The 22,228-nt window shown below is 35.5% G+C and carries 20 protein-coding genes; 14 read left to right on the top strand and 6 right to left on the bottom strand.

Features of this window, described 5'->3' with window-relative positions; all coding sequences use genetic code 11:
- The first annotated feature begins 153 nt into the window (after positions 1 to 153).
- Positions 154 to 1,272: a PQQ-dependent sugar dehydrogenase gene (locus tag RM542_RS12800; protein ID WP_311386143.1), complete on the top strand. Its 1,119-nt coding sequence runs from the start codon at positions 154 to 156 to the stop codon at positions 1,270 to 1,272.
- A gap of 24 nt (positions 1,273 to 1,296) precedes the next feature.
- On the opposite strand, the gene murQ is transcribed toward RM542_RS12800, so the two are convergent.
- Together murQ and RM542_RS12810 are read right to left on the bottom strand one after the other, a co-directional pair.
- The gene (gene murQ, locus RM542_RS12805; protein ID WP_311386144.1) at positions 1,297 to 2,109 is read right to left on the bottom strand and encodes an N-acetylmuramic acid 6-phosphate etherase; all 813 of its coding nucleotides are present in this window, start codon (positions 2,107 to 2,109) and stop codon (positions 1,297 to 1,299) included.
- Between the two features lie 3 nt (positions 2,110 to 2,112).
- Positions 2,113 to 2,862 (bottom strand): DeoR/GlpR family DNA-binding transcription regulator, encoded by a 750-nt coding sequence (locus RM542_RS12810; RefSeq protein WP_311386145.1) that lies wholly within the window; start codon positions 2,860 to 2,862, stop codon positions 2,113 to 2,115.
- 185 nt (positions 2,863 to 3,047) lie between these two features.
- Here RM542_RS12810 and nagB point away from each other — a divergent pair, with 185 nt between their 5' ends.
- Genes nagB through RM542_RS12835 form a run of 5 tightly spaced genes read left to right on the top strand, consistent with a single transcriptional unit; the run spans position 3,048 to position 9,571 of the window.
- Positions 3,048 to 4,982, top strand: coding sequence for a glucosamine-6-phosphate deaminase (gene nagB, locus RM542_RS12815; protein WP_311386146.1), 1,935 nt, complete (start codon positions 3,048 to 3,050; stop codon positions 4,980 to 4,982).
- A 35-nt stretch (positions 4,983 to 5,017) separates the two neighbouring features.
- Complete coding sequence (locus RM542_RS12820) at positions 5,018 to 6,280, top strand: MFS transporter (RefSeq protein ID WP_311386147.1); 1,263 nt, start codon at positions 5,018 to 5,020, stop codon at positions 6,278 to 6,280.
- A gap of 3 nt (positions 6,281 to 6,283) precedes the next feature.
- Positions 6,284 to 7,813, top strand: a complete 1,530-nt coding sequence (locus tag RM542_RS12825) for a glycoside hydrolase family 3 N-terminal domain-containing protein (RefSeq protein WP_311386148.1) — start codon at positions 6,284 to 6,286, stop codon at positions 7,811 to 7,813.
- Between the two features lie 10 nt (positions 7,814 to 7,823).
- Positions 7,824 to 8,489: a methyltransferase domain-containing protein gene (locus RM542_RS12830; RefSeq protein ID WP_311386149.1), complete on the top strand. Its 666-nt coding sequence runs from the start codon at positions 7,824 to 7,826 to the stop codon at positions 8,487 to 8,489.
- Positions 8,486 to 9,571 (top strand): anhydro-N-acetylmuramic acid kinase, encoded by a 1,086-nt coding sequence (locus RM542_RS12835; protein WP_311386150.1) that lies wholly within the window; start codon positions 8,486 to 8,488, stop codon positions 9,569 to 9,571. Before RM542_RS12830 ends, RM542_RS12835 begins: the two co-directional genes overlap by 4 nt.
- On the opposite strand, the gene RM542_RS12840 is transcribed toward RM542_RS12835, so the two are convergent.
- From RM542_RS12840 to RM542_RS12855, 4 genes are all read right to left on the bottom strand, one after another.
- On the bottom strand, positions 9,568 to 10,779 hold the full coding sequence (locus RM542_RS12840; RefSeq protein ID WP_311386151.1) for a multidrug effflux MFS transporter: 1,212 nt from the start codon (positions 10,777 to 10,779) through the stop codon (positions 9,568 to 9,570). The two genes, RM542_RS12835 and RM542_RS12840, sit on opposite strands and share 4 nt — an antisense overlap.
- Positions 10,780 to 10,922: 143 nt before the next feature.
- Entirely contained in the window at positions 10,923 to 12,464 is a 1,542-nt protein-coding gene (locus RM542_RS12845; RefSeq protein WP_311386152.1) for an acyl-CoA carboxylase subunit beta, read from the bottom strand.
- 5 nt (positions 12,465 to 12,469) lie between these two features.
- Positions 12,470 to 13,912, bottom strand: a complete 1,443-nt coding sequence (accC, locus tag RM542_RS12850) for an acetyl-CoA carboxylase biotin carboxylase subunit (RefSeq protein WP_311386153.1) — start codon at positions 13,910 to 13,912, stop codon at positions 12,470 to 12,472.
- Between the two features lie 8 nt (positions 13,913 to 13,920).
- Entirely contained in the window at positions 13,921 to 14,406 is a 486-nt protein-coding gene (locus RM542_RS12855) for an acetyl-CoA carboxylase biotin carboxyl carrier protein subunit (protein WP_311386154.1), read from the bottom strand.
- Between the two features lie 200 nt (positions 14,407 to 14,606).
- Between RM542_RS12855 and udk the strand changes: the two genes are divergently transcribed.
- The 8 genes from udk to dapB all read left to right on the top strand — a co-directional run bounded on the left by udk (position 14,607) and on the right by dapB (position 22,195).
- Positions 14,607 to 15,215 carry a uridine kinase gene (gene udk / locus RM542_RS12860; RefSeq protein WP_311386155.1) on the top strand — a complete coding sequence of 203 codons (609 nt, stop codon included), beginning with the start codon at positions 14,607 to 14,609 and terminating at the stop codon, positions 15,213 to 15,215.
- A gap of 3 nt (positions 15,216 to 15,218) precedes the next feature.
- Positions 15,219 to 15,545 (top strand): septum formation initiator family protein, encoded by a 327-nt coding sequence (locus tag RM542_RS12865; RefSeq protein ID WP_311386156.1) that lies wholly within the window; start codon positions 15,219 to 15,221, stop codon positions 15,543 to 15,545.
- Positions 15,546 to 15,563: 18 nt separating this feature from the next.
- Positions 15,564 to 16,961: a methylmalonyl-CoA mutase subunit beta gene (locus tag RM542_RS12870; RefSeq protein ID WP_311386157.1), complete on the top strand. Its 1,398-nt coding sequence runs from the start codon at positions 15,564 to 15,566 to the stop codon at positions 16,959 to 16,961.
- The gene (scpA, locus tag RM542_RS12875; RefSeq protein WP_311386158.1) at positions 16,954 to 19,014 is read left to right on the top strand and encodes a methylmalonyl-CoA mutase; all 2,061 of its coding nucleotides are present in this window, start codon (positions 16,954 to 16,956) and stop codon (positions 19,012 to 19,014) included. Before RM542_RS12870 ends, scpA begins: the two co-directional genes overlap by 8 nt.
- A 147-nt stretch (positions 19,015 to 19,161) precedes the next feature.
- Positions 19,162 to 19,935, top strand: coding sequence for an AAA family ATPase (locus RM542_RS12880; RefSeq protein ID WP_311386159.1), 774 nt, complete (start codon positions 19,162 to 19,164; stop codon positions 19,933 to 19,935).
- Positions 19,936 to 20,847: a ParB/RepB/Spo0J family partition protein gene (locus tag RM542_RS12885; RefSeq protein WP_311386160.1), complete on the top strand. Its 912-nt coding sequence runs from the start codon at positions 19,936 to 19,938 to the stop codon at positions 20,845 to 20,847.
- Positions 20,840 to 21,490 carry a DUF5683 domain-containing protein gene (locus RM542_RS12890; protein ID WP_311386161.1) on the top strand — a complete coding sequence of 217 codons (651 nt, stop codon included), beginning with the start codon at positions 20,840 to 20,842 and terminating at the stop codon, positions 21,488 to 21,490. Before RM542_RS12885 ends, RM542_RS12890 begins: the two co-directional genes overlap by 8 nt.
- Before the next feature lie 3 nt (positions 21,491 to 21,493).
- Complete coding sequence (gene dapB, locus RM542_RS12895; protein ID WP_311386162.1) at positions 21,494 to 22,195, top strand: 4-hydroxy-tetrahydrodipicolinate reductase; 702 nt, start codon at positions 21,494 to 21,496, stop codon at positions 22,193 to 22,195.
- The last annotated feature ends 33 nt before the right edge of the window (positions 22,196 to 22,228 follow it).

The raw sequence follows: 22,228 nt of genomic DNA on the forward strand, positions 1-22,228 counted from the left end.
GTTAAGCTCGGTATTTTAGTATATCGGGATTTGGGAGCCAAATACACTAATTAGTAATTATCTATACTTATAAATTCTTTTTAATTTTAACATCCATTGAACGGCATAAAAACGTCATTCGACTAACTTTATATACATTCTAACGATAAAATTATGAAAAACCGTTCATTGTATACCTATTTTTTCGTTGTACTGCTCTTTGAAGCTTGTGGCCAATCCACTGATAAGGGAATAAATTTACCCGTAACTAATTCATTTACAGAGGTATTAGTGGTTGGCAACCTTCAAAATCCATGGGGAATGGCTTTTTTACCTGATGGATCAATTTTAACATCTGAAAAAGCCGGAAAACTCATTTTATACAAAAACGGTCAAGAAACCGAAATCAATAATTTACCTGATATTTATGTCCGAGGTCAAGGTGGGTTTATGGATGTTAAACTCCATCCAAATTATAAAAAAAATGGCTGGATTTATTTCTCATATTCTTCAAGTGAAGGAGAAAATAGCGGAGGAAATACAGCTATTATGAGAGCAAAATTAGATGGTAATCAACTTATTGATAAACAATTGTTATACAAGGGCACCCCAAACACTAAAAAAGGTCAACACTGGGGTTCAAGAATTGAGTTTGATAATGAAGGTTATTTATATTTCTCCATAGGAGATCGTGGAAATCGCGATGAAAACCCACAAAACATAAAGCGAGATGGTGGTAAAATATATAGACTACATGATGATGGACGTGTACCAATTGACAATCCCTTTGTTAATAAAAGTGGTGCAAAAAAAGCAATTTACAGCTACGGACATCGTAATCCTCAAGGCTTAATTAAGAACCCATATACCGGTGAAATTTGGAATCATGAACATGGTCCAAGAGGTGGTGATGAAATCAATATTGTTAAAAAAGGAATGAACTATGGGTGGCCTGTTATTACATATGGTATAAACTATGTTGGCACTAAAATTACCGATGAGACAACTAGACCCAACATGGAACAACCGATATATTATTGGGTGCCTTCTATTGCCCCATCGGGTTTTACTTTTGTCACTTCAGATAAATATCCGGAATGGAAAGGAAATCTTTTGGTGGGCTCTTTAGCCTTTCAATATTTAGAACGCTTAGAATTAAAGAATAACAAAGTAGTCTATCGTGAAAAACTACTGGATGGTATTGGTCGGGTTAGAAATGTTCGTCAAGCTCCTGACGGCTTCATTTATGTTGCCGTTGAAGGAAAAGGAATTTTTCGGTTGGATCCTAAATAAGTTTCTACTTAGGACTATTTAAAATTAATTTTTTAAATTTTTAATTGCCGCCCTAACCGAGCCATACTTTTTCAAAGCTGATTCAGCAGCTTTATATTCTAAATTTAAAGCCTCGACAAGGTAGCGTGATCCTCGATCAACCAATTTAGTATTGGTTAATTGCATATCAACCATTTTATTTCCTTTTACTCTACCTACCCTAATCATAAAGGCCGTAGAAATCATATTTAAAGCGAGTTTCTGACTCGTACCGCTTTTCATTCTTGTACTACCAGTAACAAATTCAGGTCCAACATTTAGTGCAATTGGAATATCAGATTCTTCCGCCAAAGGTGAACCTGGGTTATTGGTAATACCTGCTGTTAGTATTCCATTAGCTTTTGCATCTTTGATTCCGCCCAAAACATAAGGAGTGGTACCTGAAGCGGCAATACCTACCAAAACATCATTTGCATTAATATTAAATTCCTCTAAATCTTTCCAAGCTTGGAAGGTATTATCCTCAGCAAATTCAACTGCTTTTCTAATCGCCGTATCGCCACCAGCAATAATACCGATAACACGGTCATGGGGCATACCGAAAGTAGGTGGAATCTCAGAAGCATCTAAAATACCTAGCCGTCCACTAGTACCTGCGCCAATATAAAATAAGCGCCCTCCTTTATCAAAACGTTTTACTAAGGCCTCAACTAACTTTTCAATTTCAGGAATAACATTGGTTAATGCGTGTGCTACCTTTATATCTTCTTGATTCATTTTTCGTAATAAATCAAGTGTAGACAACTGCTCTAAATTATCATGTAAAGACGATTGCTCGGTAATTTTAGTGTAATTCATAGGTTATAACAAACTGATATTTTGACTTTTAAAAGCATCTAATTCTTTATGATCAGGATTTAATTCGGTAATCATGGTACTAATAGCATTAATCTCACAAGTCTTATAACGATGTTGAGAGTTTAACTTTTCAGAAATACACAAGAGTACCGTTTTCTTTGATGCACTAATAACCGCTTTTTTAGTTTGAACAATATCCCAATCAAATTCTGTTAATCCAAAATCAGCATCCACATACCCAGTGCCAATAAAACTATAATCCACTTTAATTTCAGATAGGTTATGAATAGTATTTGCTCCAATCGCAATCTGGGAATCTTTAGACAATTTACCTCCAATAAAGATAGTTTCAACGTTAGGTTTATTCAATAATTCAGAAGCCACTGTTAAGCTCAATGTGAAACAGGTTAACTGAATTTTGAGTGGTAATAGTCTGGCAAGTTCGAGGCAAGTCGTGCCTCCGTCAATTAAAACCACGCTATTATCTTTTAATAATTTGATAGCTTTTTCGGCAATGGCAGTTTTCTCTTCTAAAGCATAAACATTATTACGTGCGGGGCTATAATTTGCAAAACCCAAAGAGACAGCTCCACCATGTACTTTTCTTAATCGATTTTCGCTATCCAATTCCTTGACATCACGTCTAACAGTATCAATTGATACATCTAGCTTTTCTGCAATATCTGTGAGTTGAACTCTATTATGAAGCTCAACCTCATTTAAAATGGTTCGCTGTCTTTCTTCTTTTAGCATAAATCTTATTCAAAACACAAAGATATACAAATCCTCAAAACTGCTGTTTTAATCCGTTTTAATATTAAATAAATGTTATTAATTGCAAAAAACAGCAAATAAAAGAGCATAAAACTGCAATTATGTTTATGTTTGTACTGCGTAACCGCAAAACCTTGCAATATTAACAGCATCGATTTACTATTATGAAAACCACTTTACTATCTAAAAAAAGTTTCGACATTTCATACAAGCCTGTTGGGCAATTTGAAGAAACACGTTTTGAAAAAATACATAATGTAATTTTTGATAGCTCAAGCCAAGCCTCATTAATTGTAGCTCAAGAAATTGCTGAGCTTATTCGAAAAAAACAACAACAAAATTTGCCTTGTGTTTTGGGCCTGGCTACTGGTTCATCTCCAATACGAGTATATGAAGAACTAGTGCGCATGCATAAGGAAGAACAATTAAGTTTTTCCAATGTAATTACGTTCAATTTGGATGAATACTTACCTATGGAAAAAGATAACCGACAGAGCTATTGGTATTTCATGCATGAAAATTTATTTAACCATGTAGATATACCTTCTGAAAATATAAATATCCCAGATGGAACTCTATTGGGTGATGATATCATTCCTTATTGCTTGAATTACGAACAAAAAATAAAAGATGTTGGCGGACTTGATTTTCAATTATTAGGTATTGGTAGAACGGGTCATGTCGGGTTTAATGAGCCGGGTTCGCATTATAATTCGGGTACTAGAGTGATTACTTTAGACCATATCACAAGAGTAGATGCCGCTCCCGCATTTTTAGGAATTGACAATGTACCTAGAAGAGCAATAACAATGGGAATTTCTACCGTTCATAATGCAAGAAGAATTGTATTGCTTGGCTGGGGTCAAAATAAAGCGGACATTATTAAAAAAACTGTTGAAGGAGAAATTTCATCAGAAGTGCCTGCAACTTATTTGCAGAAACATCACAATTGTACTTTTGTTCTAGACAACGGAGCTGGCAGTAAGTTAACAAGAAATAAAACCCCTTGGTTAGTTGATGAATCTTGTGAATGGAATGAAATACTAACTGCAAAGGCTGTACTCTGGTTAAGTATAACTTTGAATAAATCAATTCTAAGTCTAACTGATAAAGATTATAATGACAACGGAATGTCCGGATTACTCGCGCAACAAGACTCTTATGATCTTAACATAAAAATGTTCAATAGTCTGCAACATACAATTACCGGTTGGCCTGGTGGTAAACCAAAAGCAGATGATACTAGCAGACCTGAAAGAGCACAACCTGAAAAGAAAAGAGTAATTATTTTTAGTCCTCACCCAGACGATGATGTAATTTCAATGGGAGGTACTTTTGATAGACTAATAGAACAAGGTCATGATGTTCACGTGGCTTATCAAACCTCAGGTAATATTGCTGTAACGGACACTGAAGCTTTAAAATTTGCAGAAGTCTTGGATAATGTAAATTCATCAAAAAAATCAAAAGACTTAATTTCTGCAATTACAACAAAAACGGAAAGCGGAATAGATACTTTAGAAGTACGCAAACTAAAAGGAAGCATCCGAAGAGGTGAGTCATTTGCAGCTACGCGCTATTTGGGCTTACCGGATACAAACGTGCATTTTTTGGACCTACCCTTTTATGAAACAGGAACTATTAAAAAAAATAATCTAACCCAAGATGATGTTGCCCTAATGATTGATATCATTAAAAAAGTTAAACCACATCAAATTTATGCCGCAGGAGATTTAGCTGACCCACATGGAACTCATAGTGTCTGTCTAGACGCTGTTTTTGCCGCATTGAATGATTTAAAAAATGAAAAATTTATGGAAGACTGCTGGGTTTGGCTGTATAGAGGTGCCTGGCATGAATGGGATATTCATGAAATTGAAATGGCAGTTCCTATGAGTCCTACACAAGTCTTGAAAAAAAGAAATGCCATTTTCTGTCATCAATCGCAAAAAGATGGAGTAATGTTTCAGGGAGATGATACCCGCGAATTTTGGATGCGTGCAGAAGAAAGAAATAAAAATACTGCGGAAAAATATCGAAAGTTAGGACTTGCAGAATACGCTGCAATAGAAGGGTTTGTTCGCCATCGTTACATCTGAAGTAAAAGAACTATTTTAGTAGAAACCACTATCAAATGATTGAAAAAAATAAATGGGCTTGGGTTTGGGTTCCCATACTATATTTCACCCAGGGCCTGCCGTATGTTATGGTAGTTACGGTTTCAGTGATAATGTATAAAAAATTAGGAATTAGTAATGCCGATATTGGTTTATATACGAGTTGGTTGTATTTACCGTGGGTAATTAAACCGCTTTGGAGTCCATTTTTAGAACTAATAGGCACCAAACGTAATTGGTTTTTAATCATGCAAATGGTTATTGCAATTTCACTTTTGGGGGTAGGCTTTTTACTGCCAACAAACATATTTTTTGTAACTACCCTGGCCTGTTTTTGGATGGCTGCCTTTGCTTCGGCAACCAATGATATAGCCTCTGATGGTTACTATATGATAGGTCTTACCCAAGAAAAACAATCCTTTTTTGTAGGGCTGCGGAGTACTTTTTACAAACTAGCAAATGTTACTGGACAAGGGCTTTTGGTAATTATGGCCGGGTTTTTAGAAAATCATTACGGAGATAATACCAAAGCCTGGTCTATTACCATGATTGCTGCCGGAATTTTGATGCTCGTTTTGACAATTTCCAATTTATTTGCAACACCAAAATATGAATCTTCTATTACCATCATTAAGGAAAAACCAAAAGGCTATTTAGAAGTGTTCAAGTCTTTTTTTACCAAGCCTAACATGGGTATGGCGCTAACTTTTATATTATTTTTTAGATTAGGCGAATCGCAACTAGTTAAAATGGCCTCTCCATTTCTTTTAGATTCAAAGGAAGTTGGTGGCCTGGGATATTCAACAGCAGAAGTTGGTACCATTTATGGAACAGTTGGTGTAATAATGCTAACTATTGGAGGAATTTTAGGAGGAATTTTAATATCGAGAGATGGGTTAAAAAAATGGTTCTTTTTAATGGTTTTATCGTTGAACATACCGAATGCATTCTACGCATTTTTAGCCTTCACCAAAACTACAAGTCTTGTAGCTGTAGTAACCACAGTAGTCTTAGAACAATTTGGTTACGGATTTGCGATTGCAGGGTTTATGGTTTTTCTAATCTATATCGCAGAGGGTATGTCAAAAACGTCGCATTATGCAATTGCTACTGGATTCATGGCTTTAGGCATGATGTTGCCTGGTTTAATCAGTGGTTATATGCAAGAATGGTTAGGTTATGATGGTTTCTTTATTTGGGTTGTATTAGCAGCAATACCGTCATTAATACTATTAAAATATATCAAGTACCCACCAGATTATGGTAAAAAAGCAACTTAGTTAATGAGTAAAATACCACCCTATAATCAAGCAAAAGGCATGTTGACTTTAAAAGAAAAAGTCGGTCAATTTTTTATGCCTGCAGCTTTTATTAATGATTCAGAAGACGAGATTCAAAAAATTGAGAATCTGATTAAAAACTGCGGCATCGGGTCTGTTTGTTTTTTTCATAGTCGTGCTAGTGCAGCAACAAATTATGAAGGCAAAAAAGAGGTTATTTATAATGCTAAAAGTCTCGACAAATTAAGAGAATTGATTGCCCGCTATCAGGCTGCTTCAAAATATCCACTACTGATTGCAATTGATGCCGAATGGGGCTTAGCTATGCGGGTAGAGCAAACACCACAATATCCTTACGCGCTTACTTTAGGGGCGATAAAAGACAATCCTGAACTTATTGAAGCTGTTGGAGAACACATTGGAGTAGATTGTAAAAAAGCAGGAATTCATTGGAATCTCTGTCCTTCAGTGGACATTAACAATAATCCTGATAATCCGGTAATTGGTTATCGCTCTTTTGGTGACGAACCAGAAGAGGTTTACCAAAGAGCGAAAGCCTTTATTAATGGAATGAATAAAAGTGGTGTATTGAATTCCATTAAACATTTTCCTGGTCATGGAGACACCTCAGTTGATTCTCATTTAGGTTTACCTCGAATAGATAAATCAAAAGAGGATTTACTTAAAAATGAATTATTTCCTTTCAAACAATTAATTCAATATAAAGTAGATTCTGTAATGGTGGGTCATTTAGCGGTGCCCGCTATTAGTCATAGTCAAACTAAATCTTCAACCATATCAATACCAATAGTTACTGATTTAATTCGTAAAGAATTTAAACATTCTGGTGTAATTATAACAGATGCATTAAATATGCATAGCGTATCTAAATTATATGATACGTATGGTCAACTAGAATGGGAAGCCTTTGAGGCCGGAAATGATGTTTTATGTTTTGCAGAGCATACTTCAGAAGGTATTGATCTAATTCTAAAAAATGCAACAAAGAAGGAAATCGAAAACAGTTTTGAACGCGTATGGTCGCTGAAGGAGAAGGGATTTAAAAATTCTGCAAAAAATATTGCTTATGATTATCAGGACTTGATGAATATTTTGGCAGCAAAAACCTTGACTATGGTCAAAGGAAAACCAGAGGATATTGAAAAGTTACATCAATCTGAGTTTCAATTCATCCAAGTAGGCAAAAAAGAACGTACCATCTTTGGTGAAAGCATCAAAAGAGACCAAAAAAATAAGAAGAATACTATCGTTGCAATATTCCCACCAGAAATGAAACCAACGAATCATTTTGGGCTTTTTGGAGATGACATCAAGAAAGTAAATGATCTTATTGCAAGTACTAACTGTATTGTTTATCTCTTTGGAAACCCCTATACATTAAGACTATTTAATTGGGAAAAGGCAACAGCAATTGTTGTTGTGTATCAAGATTTTGATATGTTTCAAGAAAATGCTGTAGCCCATTTTTATGGACGCATTCGAGCCGAAGGTCACTTACCCGTTACATTGTAATGTCACTTAAATGAATGAAATCATTACTTCATGGGAACTCAATGCAGCGGAATGGATTAAAACCATTTCCGATGGGTCCATAAGCTCTCGACAATTCACCAACCAGGCAATTCTTGATGTTATTCTAGCTTTGGATTCAAATACTATTATTGATGTAGGCTGTGGTGAAGGTTGGTTGACAACTGTCTTGTCAAATTCCGGTAAACAAGTTGTAGGTATTGACGCCGTTGAAGCATTATTGCAACATGCTCGTAGCAAAAGTGATGTGCCCTTTTTAAAAATGACTTTTGAAGAAATCACCTCAGGGATTCCGATTCCCCATGGTCCGTTTGACCTAGCCGTTTTTAACTTTTGTCTCTATCAAAAGGATGGGCTGACCGATTTATTGACACAAACTAAAAAAAGGCTTGTAAAAACAGGAGCTATTTTAATACAAACCCTTCACCCTTACTTTTTAATGGAACAGCAACTGCCTTATGAAAGTCAATGGCTTCAAGATTCGTGGAAAGGACTTGACGGCAACTTTACCAATGGACATCATTGGTTTGCCCGAACTTTTGAGGATTGGCATACTGAATTACAAAGGATTCCTGATACCAAAATATCTTTTAAAGAAATAACGAATACTTGCGGTAAACCTTTATCATTAATCATAACTATTAAGAAGACTACATGAAAAAATTTAAGGTTTTGGGTATGATGTCCGGTACATCTCTTGATGGGTTAGATATCGCTTACTGTCATATTTGGAAGGAAAATAATACTTGGGATTTTGAAATTCGTCAAACTCGAGCTATTTCCTATCATGATGAATTATTCGGATTACTAAAAAATGCCATACACCTTTCCGAAAAAGAGCACGCTAATTTGCATCGCGATTATGGTGTTTGGCTGGGCGAACAGGCTAAGGTATTTATTGAAGAACATGATTTTGATATTGATTTTATAGCTAGCCACGGTCATACCTCACACCATAGACCCGAAGAAGGAATTACTTTTCAATTAGGCCATGGACAGTTACTCGCCAATACCGCCCAACAAAAGGTGATTTGTGATTTTCGCACATTTGATGTGGCTAATGGTGGTCAAGGTGCTCCCCTAGTTCCAATAGGTGATTCTCTATTACTCCCAGAATATGAGTTCTGTCTAAATCTTGGCGGCATTAGTAACTTCTCTTTTGAAAAAGATGGTAGTCGCATCGCATATGATATTGGACTTGCCAATATGCCTTTGAACTATCTCACTGAAAAAATTGATTTAAAATATGATGACGATGGAAAATTGGCGAGAAATGGAAAATTAATTCCGACTCTTTTGAAAGAACTAAATGCTCTTGAATATTACAAGCTCTCATATCCAAAATCTACAGGTTATGAATGGTTTACTTCCGAAATAATTCCTTTAATTGAAAGTCATGAGGGAACTATTGCAGACAAATTACGTACCATCATTCACCATAATTGCGAACAAATTTCTAATGCAATAAATAAAGAACAACCTCGTAAAAATAGTCAGGTTTTAGTTACTGGTGGTGGAGCGTTAAATTCATTTTTTATTGATACGCTACAAGAAAAATTAGGTAGCCTTACTAAAGTACATATACCACCTAAAAAATTTATTGAATTTAAAGAAGCTCTTGTTTTTGCCTTTATGGGAGTCCTGAAAGACTTAGATGAAATAAATGTTTTATCATCTGTTACGGGTGCGAGAAAAGATTCTAGCAGTGGAGTTGTTTTTGAACCCACAAAGAATCACTAAGTATTTGACAAGGCAACCTTCTTTCTTCTTGATAAAAGAATCAAAAGAACGGCTCCAAATCCGCAAAAAGCCAAACCAATAAAAAGAGGCAAAGCCAAATCTTCAAGAAATGCCCCAATAAAAGTTGCTATAGGGACAGAAATCAATGTTGAAACAAAACCATTTATTGCAGCTCCAATTCCCGCAATATGACCAATTGGTTCCATAGCAATAGACCTAAAATTCCCCCACATAAATCCTAAACAGAAGAATTGTAAAAAGAGAAAAACCACCAAAACAATTACTTCCGGATTAGGTGAATTCCAAAAAAACACTAAATAACTCATTGCCACTAAACTAAAGGCTATAGTAGCAGCAAGGGAAAGATTACGCATACCAAAACGCATCACCATAGTACCATTTGTGAAAGTAGAAGTCCCGATTGAAACAGCCAAACCGGCAAAAATGTAGGGAAAAGCCTCTCTTAATCCATATTGATCTTCAAAAATATGCTGTGCTGAACTCAAATAAACCAAAAAAGCGCCTGTCACCAATCCAGAAACAAAAGTGTATAAAACCGTTTCCGGATACTTCATCATTTCTTTAGCCCCTCCTACAAAGTTTTTAGGCGAAAATTTGACTTTATACTCTGGATTAAGCGTTTCTTTTTGTCTTATCCAAAACCAAATCCATAGTATTAAACCTAAGAAAAGATGTACATAAAATATTGTTTGCCAATTAAAATGGTCAATGATGAATTTACCCAAAGCAGGGGCAACTACGGGAACAAGAATAAAAAAAGCAGTTATAAAAGACATCACTTTAGCCATATAATCACCCTTGTAAGAATCACGAATTATAGAAATTGCTATAGTTCTATGTGCTGACAATCCGATACCTTGAAGCACTCTTCCAACTACCATAACCTCTAAATTTGGAGCTAATAAGCAAATTAAACTGGCGACTCCAAAAACTACGAAACCAGCATACACCATAGGTTTTCGCCCATATTGATCCGAGAGCGGTCCGAAAAATAATTGCCCGACTCCCAATCCCAAAAAAATCATGGTGATTAATAATTGATTGTCTTTTGAGTCGTAACTATTTATAGTCGCTCCAATATCAGGAATAGCAGGTAAAAGGGTGTCTATAGACAATGCAACAATCGACATTAATGAAGCCATTAATGCGATAAATTCAAAGTTAGGTTTGGTACTATTCTCTTGCATCCGGCAAAAGTAAGTATACCTCAAACACTAAAAAACAATAAGCTATGGTATTTGTATTTTGTAGACTCAAAGAAACATTTGTGCACCTTTTTTATTCTAAAGGGAAATTTTCATGTATTCTTCAAAGAAGCCCTTTAAATCGGTTATAAAGGAATATTTCCATGCTTCTTTTTAGGTAATTCTACTTGTTTATTTTCTAACATTGCATAGGTCTTTAGTAGCTTCCTACGGGTATTTTCAGGTAAGATGACCTCATCAATAAAACCGCGTTGCGCTGCTCTATAGGGGTTAGCAAACTTATCCGCATATTCCTTTTCTTTTTCTTTAAGCTTAGCTTCTGGGTTGTTGGCTTCTGAGATTTCACGTTTAAAAATAATTTCACTTGCTCCTTTTGCTCCCATAACAGCTATTTCGGCGGACGGCCAGGCAAAATTAAAATCAGCACCAATATGTTTGGAATTCATAACATCATAAGCACCTCCATAGGCCTTCCTAGTTATTACGGTAACCTTAGGTACCGTTGCTTCACTTAGCGCGTACAATAATTTTGCACCATGCATAATAATACCATTCCATTCTTGATCTGTGCCAGGTAAAAAACCAGGAACATCGACTAGAACCAAAATAGGAATATTAAAAGCATCACAGAAGCGAGTAAATCGAGCAGCTTTCTTAGAACTATCCACATCGAGTACTCCTGCCAAAATTAAAGGTTGATTAGCTATGACTCCAATACTTCTGCCACCTAACCTGGCAAAACCTACAACAATATTCTCTGCATAAGTTTTATGAATTTCAAAAAAAGATTCCGTATCAATAATTCCATTGATAACTTCATGCATATCATAAGGTTTATTGGGATTATCTGGTACTATAGTATTTAAATTGTCACGTATCTCATCAGTTAAGATAAAAGCTAACTTAGTCGGTTTCTCAGTGTTATTTTGAGGTAGATAGGATAGTAACCTTTTTAAATCTATCAAACAAGCAGCATCATTAGAAGATGTTACATGGGCGACGCCAGATTTTGAAGCATGAGTCATCGCTCCCCCTAATTCTTCAGAAGTTACTTCTTCATTGGTAACTGTTTTTACCACATTCGGACCGGTAACAAACATATAACTCGTTTGCTCTACCATTACAATAAAATCGGTAATTGCTGGTGAGTAAACGGCACCACCAGCACATGGACCCATAATGGCAGATAATTGAGGTATTACGCCAGATGCCTGAACATTTCTATAAAAAATATCAGCATAACCTCCTAAAGATTTAACCCCTTCTTGAATTCTGGCACCACCAGAATCATTTAGGCCAATTATTGGAGCTCCAACTTTCATTGCCAAATCCATCACTTTACAAATTTTTTCAGCATGTGTTTCAGAAAGTGATCCACCAAAAACCGTAAAGTCTTGTGCATACAGGTAAACCAACCTCCCGTGAACCGTACCATAACCTGTAACTACGCCATCGCCTAAATAAATTTCTTTATCCATACCAAAATCCGTGGTACGATGAGTTACTAAAATTCCCATTTCTTCAAATGATCCTTCATCTAAAAAGAATGCAATGCGTTCTCTTGCTGTAAGTTTCTTTTTGGCATGTTGTCTTTCAATCCTTTTTTCGCCTCCGCCTAGTTTTGCCTCTGAAATATGGTTTTGTAACTTTTTTACTTTCTCGTCCATGTCATTTAATTTATAGGCAGTCTTAGGATTTTTTGATCTTCAAAATATTTTTTCATAGCGATAATCGCTGCAATTCTAGCATCTTTTTCATGTTCTTTTTGTAATATTTTAGGAGCATAATATTTTTTCACAAAATGGGTGTCAAAATTACCGGAACGAAAGGCTTCATGACGCATCACATAAGCGCCAAATGGCAGTGTTGTTTGCACACCTTTGACTTCGTAATTTTCTATAGCCTTAATCATTAGCTCTATAGCTTCTTCACGAGTTTTACCGTAAGTAATCAGCTTAGAAAGCATGGGGTCATAATAAATGGGAATATCCATGCCTTCTTCGAAACCGTCATCGACTCGAATACCTACTCCTTTTGGTAATTTATAACGATTTAACGTTCCAACACTTGGTAGAAAATCATTTAAAGGGTCTTCCGCATAAACTCTTAACTCTAAGGCATGACCGTTTATTCTTAAATCTTCTTGCTTGATATTTAGTTCTTCACCGCGTGCAATTTTGATTTGCAACTCAACTAAATCTAAACCAGTTATTAACTCAGTTACCGGATGTTCAACTTGCAATCGGGTATTCATTTCTAAAAAATAGAAATTGTGTTCTGCATCTATTAAAAATTCAACTGTACCAGCACCGACGTAGTCGCAGGCCTCGGCTACTTTTGTAGCCGCAATACCCATTTGATTTCTAAGTTCAGTGGTCAAAACAGAGGAGGGAGCTTCTTCAACAACTTTTTGGTGACGTCGCTGAATGCTACATTCACGTTCAAAAAAGTGAAGAAAATTACCATGTCCATCAGCCATTACTTGAATCTCAATATGACGAGGAGAGCTAACATATTTTTCAATAAAAACAGAGCCATCACCGAATGCCGAAGTAGCTTCACTTATCGCTCTTGTCATCTGTGATGCTAACTCCGCTTCTTTTTCTACAATTCGCATTCCTTTTCCACCGCCGCCGGCCGAAGCTTTTATTAAAATAGGAAAACCAATTTCTTTTGCTATTTCAAGTGCCTTTTTCACATCTGTTATAGCTTTATCAACACCAGGCACCATCGGAATGTCATATTTTTTTACGGCTTCTTTTGCAGCCAATTTGCTCCCCATGACACGAATGGCATGAGATTTTGGTCCAATAAATAGTAATCCATTATCCTCTACTGCTTCTGCAAACTCAGCATTTTCACTTAAAAAACCATAACCGGGATGAATACCATCAACACCTAAATTTTTTGAGACTTCGATTATTTTATCACCTAACAAATAAGACTGATTTGATGGAGCCGGACCAATACAAACCGCTTCATCTGCAAAACGAACATGCGGTGCGTATCTATCCGCTTCTGAAAACACAGCGACAGTTTTAATTCCCATTTTTTTCGCTGTTCGCATAACACGAATGGCAATCTCTCCCCTATTGGCTACTAATAATTTTCTCATGAATTACCCTATTCAAATGTAATTAGCGTTCTTTTCTTTTCTACTGCTTCACCTGTAGTTACTGAAATACATTTAATAACTCCATCTCTTGGAGAAACAATAACATTCTCCATTTTCATGGCTTCCAAAATAAGAAGCTGATCATTCTCCTTAACTTCTTGACCTTCTTGAATTGAAACTTCTAGAATAAGACCTGGCATTGGTGCCTCAATACTTTCAACTAAAGCAGAATTGTTCAATACAAAACCCATGCTATCAATTAAGCTATCTAATGGAGTTTCAATAACCACATCATAGTCATCATTATTTATTTTTAATTGATAATGCTTATTTCCAAAATCAGAATGTGTGGTCTGTATATGAAATGATTTATGCTCGTGTAAAAGATGAAAAGAAGATTCGCCGGTCTTTACAATATCTAAAGAATCTAAATCTTGTGCGGTAAGTTCAAATTCATAGGCACCGTTCACTTTAAGCTTATACGATTTCTCCATTGGGTTGTTTTACTTTTAGGTCTTCTAAGATAAGTGATTAAGCTTGAATTTGCTATCTGGCTAAATTGAAGGAGAATATGATTTTTAAATAGAATGGGCGGTTTTAAATGGAAAGGTCATGATAATTTAACCACTCACTTAAAGTTGTTCTTCTATCAAATACTAAGATCAAATTATTACTTTTGATTTAAACTTTTTTTATGCTCATCATTGGAATTGCTGGAGGAACAGGTTGTGGAAAAACTACAGTGGTCAAACAGATTATTGATGAACTACCGGAAGATGAAGTGGTAGTGATTTCTCAAGACTCCTATTACAATGACTTGGCTCATATGACTAAAGAAGAAAGGAGTAAGGTAAATTTTGACCATCCAAATTCTATTGATTTTGAGTTACTGATGTACCATTTAAATGAGTTAAGAAAGGGTAATTCAATTCAAATTCCTGTTTATTCCTTTGTAGAAGAAACTAGATTAGCTGAAACAATTACCACTGTACCAAAAAAGGTGATTATTGTTGAAGGGATTTTAGTTTTAAGTAACCCAGAACTAAGAAAGTTATTTGACATTAAAATATATGTTCATGCCGACTCTGATGAACGCCTAATAAGACGTTTACAACGCGACATGAAAGAAAGAGGTCATGACCTAGAAAAGGTGTTGCATCGTTATCAAAATGCGGTAAAACCCATGCATAACGAGTTTATTGAACCATCAAAAGAGTTTGCAGATATCATTATTCCAAATAACCATTACAATACGGTAGCAGTCGATATGGTTAGAACTATTATTATTGAAAAATTGGTTTAATCGATGAGCTGGAAAGATTTAAAACAAAAAGGTTGGTTTCGGTTTATGACAAACATGTATGTTTTAGTCTTAACGCTTTTTGTTATTTGGATGGCATTTTTTGATACTAACTCTCTACTTATTCATTTAGAATTAAAAAAAGAAATCAATAAACTAGAGCAACAGAAAGCCTTTTTAAAAAATGAAATTGAGAAGGATAAAAAAGTATTAAAAAAACTTTCTAATGAAGATGAACTGGAAAAGTTCGCTAGAGAGCAATATTATATGAAAAAAGACAATGAAGAAATTTTTCTCATTGAACATGAAGACAGTTTAAAGCAGAAGCATTAAATAGTTGAATTTATGACCATGAAAAACGAATCTCTTTTTTCAGAATTTCAAGAAGTTTCTGCTAAGCAATGGAAACAAAAAATTCAGTTTGACCTAAAGGGAGCAGATTATAATGAAACTCTAGTTTGGGAATCTTTAGAAGGTATACATGTTAAACCGTTTTATCATAGTGAAGATTTGGATAAAACATCTAGTCTAGTCTCAACTCACAATGATATTTGGCAAATTGGGCAATCTATTTATGTGAATGATGAAGTCGAAGCCAATGAAAAAGCCAAAGATGTTCTTAATAAAGGGGTTTCATCTTTAGTTTTTAAAATTTCTAATTCATCTATTACTTGGTCTGTACTTTTTAAAAATCTAGATCTCACAAATACACCGATTCATCTTCATCTAAATTTTTTGGACAATGAAGCCATCACTAGATTAATAAATTTTGTTGATGACAAAGTCATAGAGGTCTATCTGCACATCGATATTTTAGGACATTTAGCCAGAACAGGAAATTGGTTTTATAATCAAACAAAAGATCATCAAATTCTCGAAGATATATTCCATACATGTGCTACAAAAAAAAACATCTCAGTTTTAGCAGTTGATTTAAGCTTGTACCAAAACGCAGGTGGCGATATGGTTCAACAATTAGCCTATAGCCTTGCCCATGCCAATGAGTATTTAAATCACCTCTCACTTTTAAAACAGGGTTCAGAAGAAAAGTCAATATCAATGACTTTTAATGTAGCTGTTGGTGGAAATTATTTTTTTGAAATAGCAAAGTTAAAAGCGCTACGAGCTCTCTGGTCTGCTTTAAGTAAAGAATATAACTTTGATTTACCTTGTCATATTAAAGTAACACCAAGCAAGCGCAATAAAACTATATATGATTATAACGTGAACATGCTTAGAACAACTTCTGAATGCATGTCGGCTGTGCTTGGCGAAGCAAATACAGTATGTAATCTACCTTATGATTCATTATATCATAAAGACAATGAGTTTGGGGAAAGAATAGCTCGTAATCAACTATTGTTATTAAAGGAAGAAAGCTATTTTGATGATGCGGTGAAAGCTGTTGAAGGTACATATTACATCGAAAGTCTAACGCAACAATTGGCGGAAAAAGCACTTGTCCTTTTTAAACAAATAGAAAATAGTGGTGGCTTTTTAAAACAATTGAAAGAAGGAATCATTCAAAAGAAAATAAAAGAAAACGCAGCAAAAGAACAAACAAAATTTGATAAAGAAGAATTAGTATTAATAGGCACAAACACCTTCCAAAACATGGAAGATAAAATGAAAGATGATTTAGAATTGCACCCTTTTGTTAAAACAGAAAAGAGAAAAACGGTGATTGAGCCGATAATACAGAAAAGACTTTCAGAAGTTTTAGAACAAAAGCGATTACAAGATGAGTAGAAAGAATCTTCAGCATATAAAACTTAATACTCAGAATATCGAGAGAGATAATAGAGGTTTTGATTTCGCCGCGGGCATCCCTCCTTTTCTTCGGGGTCCGTATTCCACGATGTATGTCCGTCGCCCATGGACAATACGACAATATGCCGGCTTTTCAACGGCCGAAGAGAGTAATGCCTTTTACCAACGAAATTTAAAAGCTGGTCAAAAAGGCCTTTCTGTTGCCTTTGATTTGCCAACCCATCGAGGGTATGACAGCGACAATGAACGCGTTATTGGTGATGTAGGTAAAGCTGGGGTCGCCATTGATTCAGTCGAGGATATGAAAATTCTTTTCGACAATATTCCATTGGATAAAATGTCAGTTTCTATGACCATGAATGGTGCAGTTTTACCAATAATGGCCTTCTATATTGTAGCAGCTGAAGAGCAAGGAGTATCTCTTGACCAACTTACAGGTACTATTCAGAATGATATCTTGAAAGAGTTCATGGTGCGTAACACTTACATTTATCCTCCAACGCCTTCCATTCAAATTATAGCTGACATTTTTGAATTTACTAGTCAAAAAATGCGTCGTTTCAACAGCATAAGTATTTCTGGTTATCATATGCACGAAGCAGGTGCACCAGCATCATTAGAGGTAGCCTATACACTAGCTGATGGCATCGAATACATAAAAACAGGAATTAAAGCTGGATTAAAAATTGATGATTTTGCACCTCGGCTTTCCTTTTTTTGGGGGATTGGAATGAATCATTTTACTGAAATTGCTAAAATGCGCGCTGCGCGAATGCTATGGACCAAATTGGTTAAAAAATTCAATCCGAGTAATGAAAAATCTTTAATGCTTAGAACGCACTCTCAAACCAGTGGTTGGAGTTTAACAGAACAAGACCCTTTCAACAATGTCGCAAGAACGACTATTGAAGCTATGGCGGCGGCTTTTGGAGGAACGCAAAGCCTACATACCAACGCTTTAGATGAAGCTATAGCATTACCAACAGATTTTTCTGCACGCATTGCCAGAAACACTCAAATATACCTGCAAAAAGAAACTGAAATAACTAGAACTGTTGACCCTTGGGCTGGCAGTTATTATGTTGAAGAACTAACCAAATCAATTGCTGAAGAGGCTTTTCAATTGATCAATGAGGTAGAGGAACTTGGGGGTATGACAAAAGCAATTGAAGCAGGTATTCCTAAATTGAGAATTGAAGAGGCCGCGGCAAAAAAGCAAGCACGATTAGATAGTGGTCAAGAAGTTTTGGTGGGTGTAAACAAATTTGTTTTGGAAGATGAAGATAATCTTCAGATATTGGAAGTGGACAATAAAAAGGTCCGAACGCAACAAATAAATAGCCTTAGAAAAATTAAATTAGCTCGAAATACTCAAAAGGTAAGTTCTTGTTTGCGTGAAATTGAAGTTGTCGCAGGACAGAAAATGAATGATGAATCCAGCAAAAATTTGCTAGCTTTAGCTGTAAATGCGGCTAGAGAACGTGCTACTTTAGGTGAGATTAGTGATGCCTTGGAAAAAGCCTTTGGTCGTTATAGAGCTAAAATTCAATCCGTAAGCGGCGTGTATTCAAAAGAAATTAAAAATGATACTAGCTTTAAAAAAGCTAAAAAGATGGCTGATGATTTTGCTGAAAATGAAGGACGTCGCCCAAGAATAATGGTGGCTAAAATGGGGCAAGATGGTCATGATCGGGGTGCCAAGGTAGTTGCCACTGGGTATGCCGATTTGGGCTTTGATGTAGATATTGGACCATTATTTCAGACTCCACAAGAAGTAGCCAAACAAGCCGTTGAGAATGATGTTCATGTACTTGGTATTTCGTCTTTAGCTGGAGGTCATAAAACTTTAGTTCCAGCAGTTTTAAAAGAGCTTAAATCATATAATCGAGAAGATATTATGGTGATAGTTGGGGGTGTAGTTCCAAAGCAAGACTATGATTACCTCTATGGTGCTGGCGCAATGGCGGTGTTTGGACCCGGAACAAAAATCAGTGATACAGCTATAGAAATACTGACAATTTTATCTACTTAACTGTCATTTAAATTCCAACAAAGTTCGTTTTTATCAAACTTTAACTTTCCTTAACGCACATTACATTACTTATTCACTTTGTGTTAACAAATTACATTTAATAGCTTTATAAATAATTGTATTTTTACCTTCTAACTTACGCAACAAATGGGCAAAATCATTGCTATTGCAAACCAAAAAGGAGGTGTTGGTAAAACGACGACAACAGTAAATCTTGCTGCATCTCTAGGAGTTTTAGAAAAGAAAGTTTTATTAATAGATGCGGACCCTCAGGCAAATGCAACTTCAGGATTGGGTATTGATGTTGAAAGTGTTGAAAAAGGGACATACCAGTTATTAGAGCATACTGCAACTGCAAATGAGACCATAATATCGACGAACTCACCAAATGTAGATTTAATACCTTCTCATATTGATCTTGTTGCGATAGAAATTGAATTGGTCGATAAGGATAATCGTGAATACATGATGAAGCAGGCTATTGGTGCATTGAGAGAGGCTTATGATTACATTCTTATAGATTGTGCCCCCTCATTAGGTTTATTGACATTGAATGCCTTAACTGCTGCTGACGCAGTTATGATTCCAATTCAGTGTGAATATTTTGCTTTAGAAGGTCTTGGTAAATTATTGAACACAGTAAAAAGTGTTCAAAAAATACATAACCCAGATTTAGATATTGAAGGAATGTTATTGACCATGTATGATTCTCGATTACGATTATCTAATCAAGTGGTGGAAGAGGTTAAAAAGCATTTCGCAGATATGGTTTTTGATACTATCATACAACGAAACGTCAAATTAAGTGAAGCTCCAAGTTATGGAGAAAGTATTATCAAATATGATGCAAGTAGCAAAGGGGCATCTAATTATTTGAATTTGGCTAACGAATTATTACAAAAAAATAAGGAGACAGTTTAGATGGCGAAAGCAACTAAGAAACAGGCTTTAGGTAGAGGTTTATCTGCCCTTTTAAAAGATCCTGAAAATGATATTCAATCAGTTTCTGATAAGAATGCTGATAAGGTAATCGGTAATGTGGTTGAACTTGAAATAGAAGCTATTGAAGTCAACCCGTTTCAACCGCGTTCTAATTTTAATGATGAGGCGTTAAAAGAACTTGCCAGCTCTATTCGTGAGTTAGGTATTATTCAGCCAATTACAGTAAGAAAACTAGATTTTAATAAATTTCAATTAGTATCCGGTGAACGACGTTATCGTGCCTCTAAATTAGTTGGGTTAGAGACCATACCTGCGTACATCCGAATAGCTAACGACCAAGAATCCTTAGAAATGGCCTTGGTTGAAAATATTCAACGCCAAGATTTAGACCCTATTGAAATTGCACTCTCTTATCAACGATTAATTGATGACATTCAATTAACGCAAGAAAAGATGAGTGAACGAGTTGGAAAAAAACGTTCTACAATCACTAATTATTTAAGGCTATTAAAATTAGACCCTATCATACAAACGGGAATGCGCGATGGCTTTTTAAGTATGGGACATGGTCGTGCCTTAGTCAATATTGAAAAGAAGAAAAATCAATTAGGAATTTATGAACGTATTTTAACTGAAAAACTTTCAGTGCGTGAAACAGAGCAATTGGTTAAGAATCTGCGTGATGGTAAAAACAGTAAAAGTTCATTGCCAGCTAAAGAAAATTCTAAAGAGCTTCCTGGTTATATCTCAAAGCATTTAGATGCCATCAAAAACCACTTGGCTGTTAAGGTTGATGTTTCATCATCTGCAACTGGGAAAGGGAAAATTGTTATTCCTTTTCATTCGAAAGAGGAATTTCAGCGATTGAAAAAATTACTTTCTGGTGAATAAAGTTAGCTATCTTTTTATTCTTTTTTGTTTGGTATTCTCCATCACTTTCTCACAAGAAAACGAAGAGGAAGAAAAAACTATAACCGAACAAAAAGCAGATTCTTTACAAACAAATTTAGCACAAGAAGGTGTGGTTTTTGAAGAAGTTAGCTATGAAGGGATAAAAATTAACCCACTAGCACCAAGTAAAGCGGCATTTTACTCGGCAATTTTACCAGGTTTAGGTCAAATTTATAACAAACGTTATTGGAAGGCTCCATTAGTGTGGGGGGCACTTGGTTTAAGCATTGCTGCTTATTCAGCGAATAACACCCAATACAATCAAGTAAGAGATGCTTTTAAGAGAAGGCGTGCAGGTTTTACTGATGATGAATTCTTTGATTTAAATGGCGACGGTGTCGGTCCAGATTTTAGTGATGAATCGTTACAAGACGCTCAAGAATCAACACAAAGAAATAGAGATTTAGCATTGGTTATAAGTATCGCATTGTATGCTCTAAACATTATTGATGCCAACGTGGATGCCCACTTAAAACAATATAATGTTGATGAGCGGTTGGGTATAGATTTTAAACCATACCTCGATATCAATCCAATCAACAATGATCCAAACTATGGATTGGCATTAGTTCTAAAATTCTAGCATATGAAGATAGCCTTATTTGGATATGGTAAAATGGGTCAAATGCTTGAGAAAATTGGTCTAAGTAGAGGTCATCAAATTGTAGCAAAAATTGATGCTGGAACTTCTGAAATAGCTTATTCTGACTTTGATGTAGCCATTGATTTCAGTACACCGGATGCAGCATTCAAAAATATTACGGATTGTTTTAAACATGGAGTTCCTGTAATTTCAGGCACTACAGGTTGGTTATCCAAAATTGATGAGGCTAAAACCATTTGTAAAGAAAATAAGAGTGCATTTATTTATGCCTCAAATTTTAGCTTAGGAGTAAATATTTTTTTTGAGTTAAATAAAAATTTGGCTCAAATGATGGCTAATCTGGAACAATACAAGGTGTCTTTAGAAGAAATACACCACACCGAAAAATTAGACGCTCCAAGCGGCACAGCTATTACCTTAGCTGAGGGAATCATCGAAAACTCGTTATATTCGGGTTGGAAACTAGAAGAAGAAGTTGAAAATCATATAGCAATAACTTCAAAACGAATAGGGAAGGTGCCTGGAACACATACCATTAATTATGAAAGTTCGGTTGATGCTATTGAAATTAAACATACGGCTCACAATCGTGAAGGATTTGCCTTAGGAGCAATTATTGCAGCAGAATGGATTCAGAGTAAAGAAGGCATCTTTTCTATGAAAGATGTGTTAAATCTGACTTAATCCGTAACAAATAAGAAAAATAAAGGTCTAAGA

Source organism: Croceitalea sp. P059, assembly GCF_031846365.1.
GTDB classification, from domain to species: domain Bacteria; phylum Bacteroidota; class Bacteroidia; order Flavobacteriales; family Flavobacteriaceae; genus Croceitalea; species Croceitalea vernalis.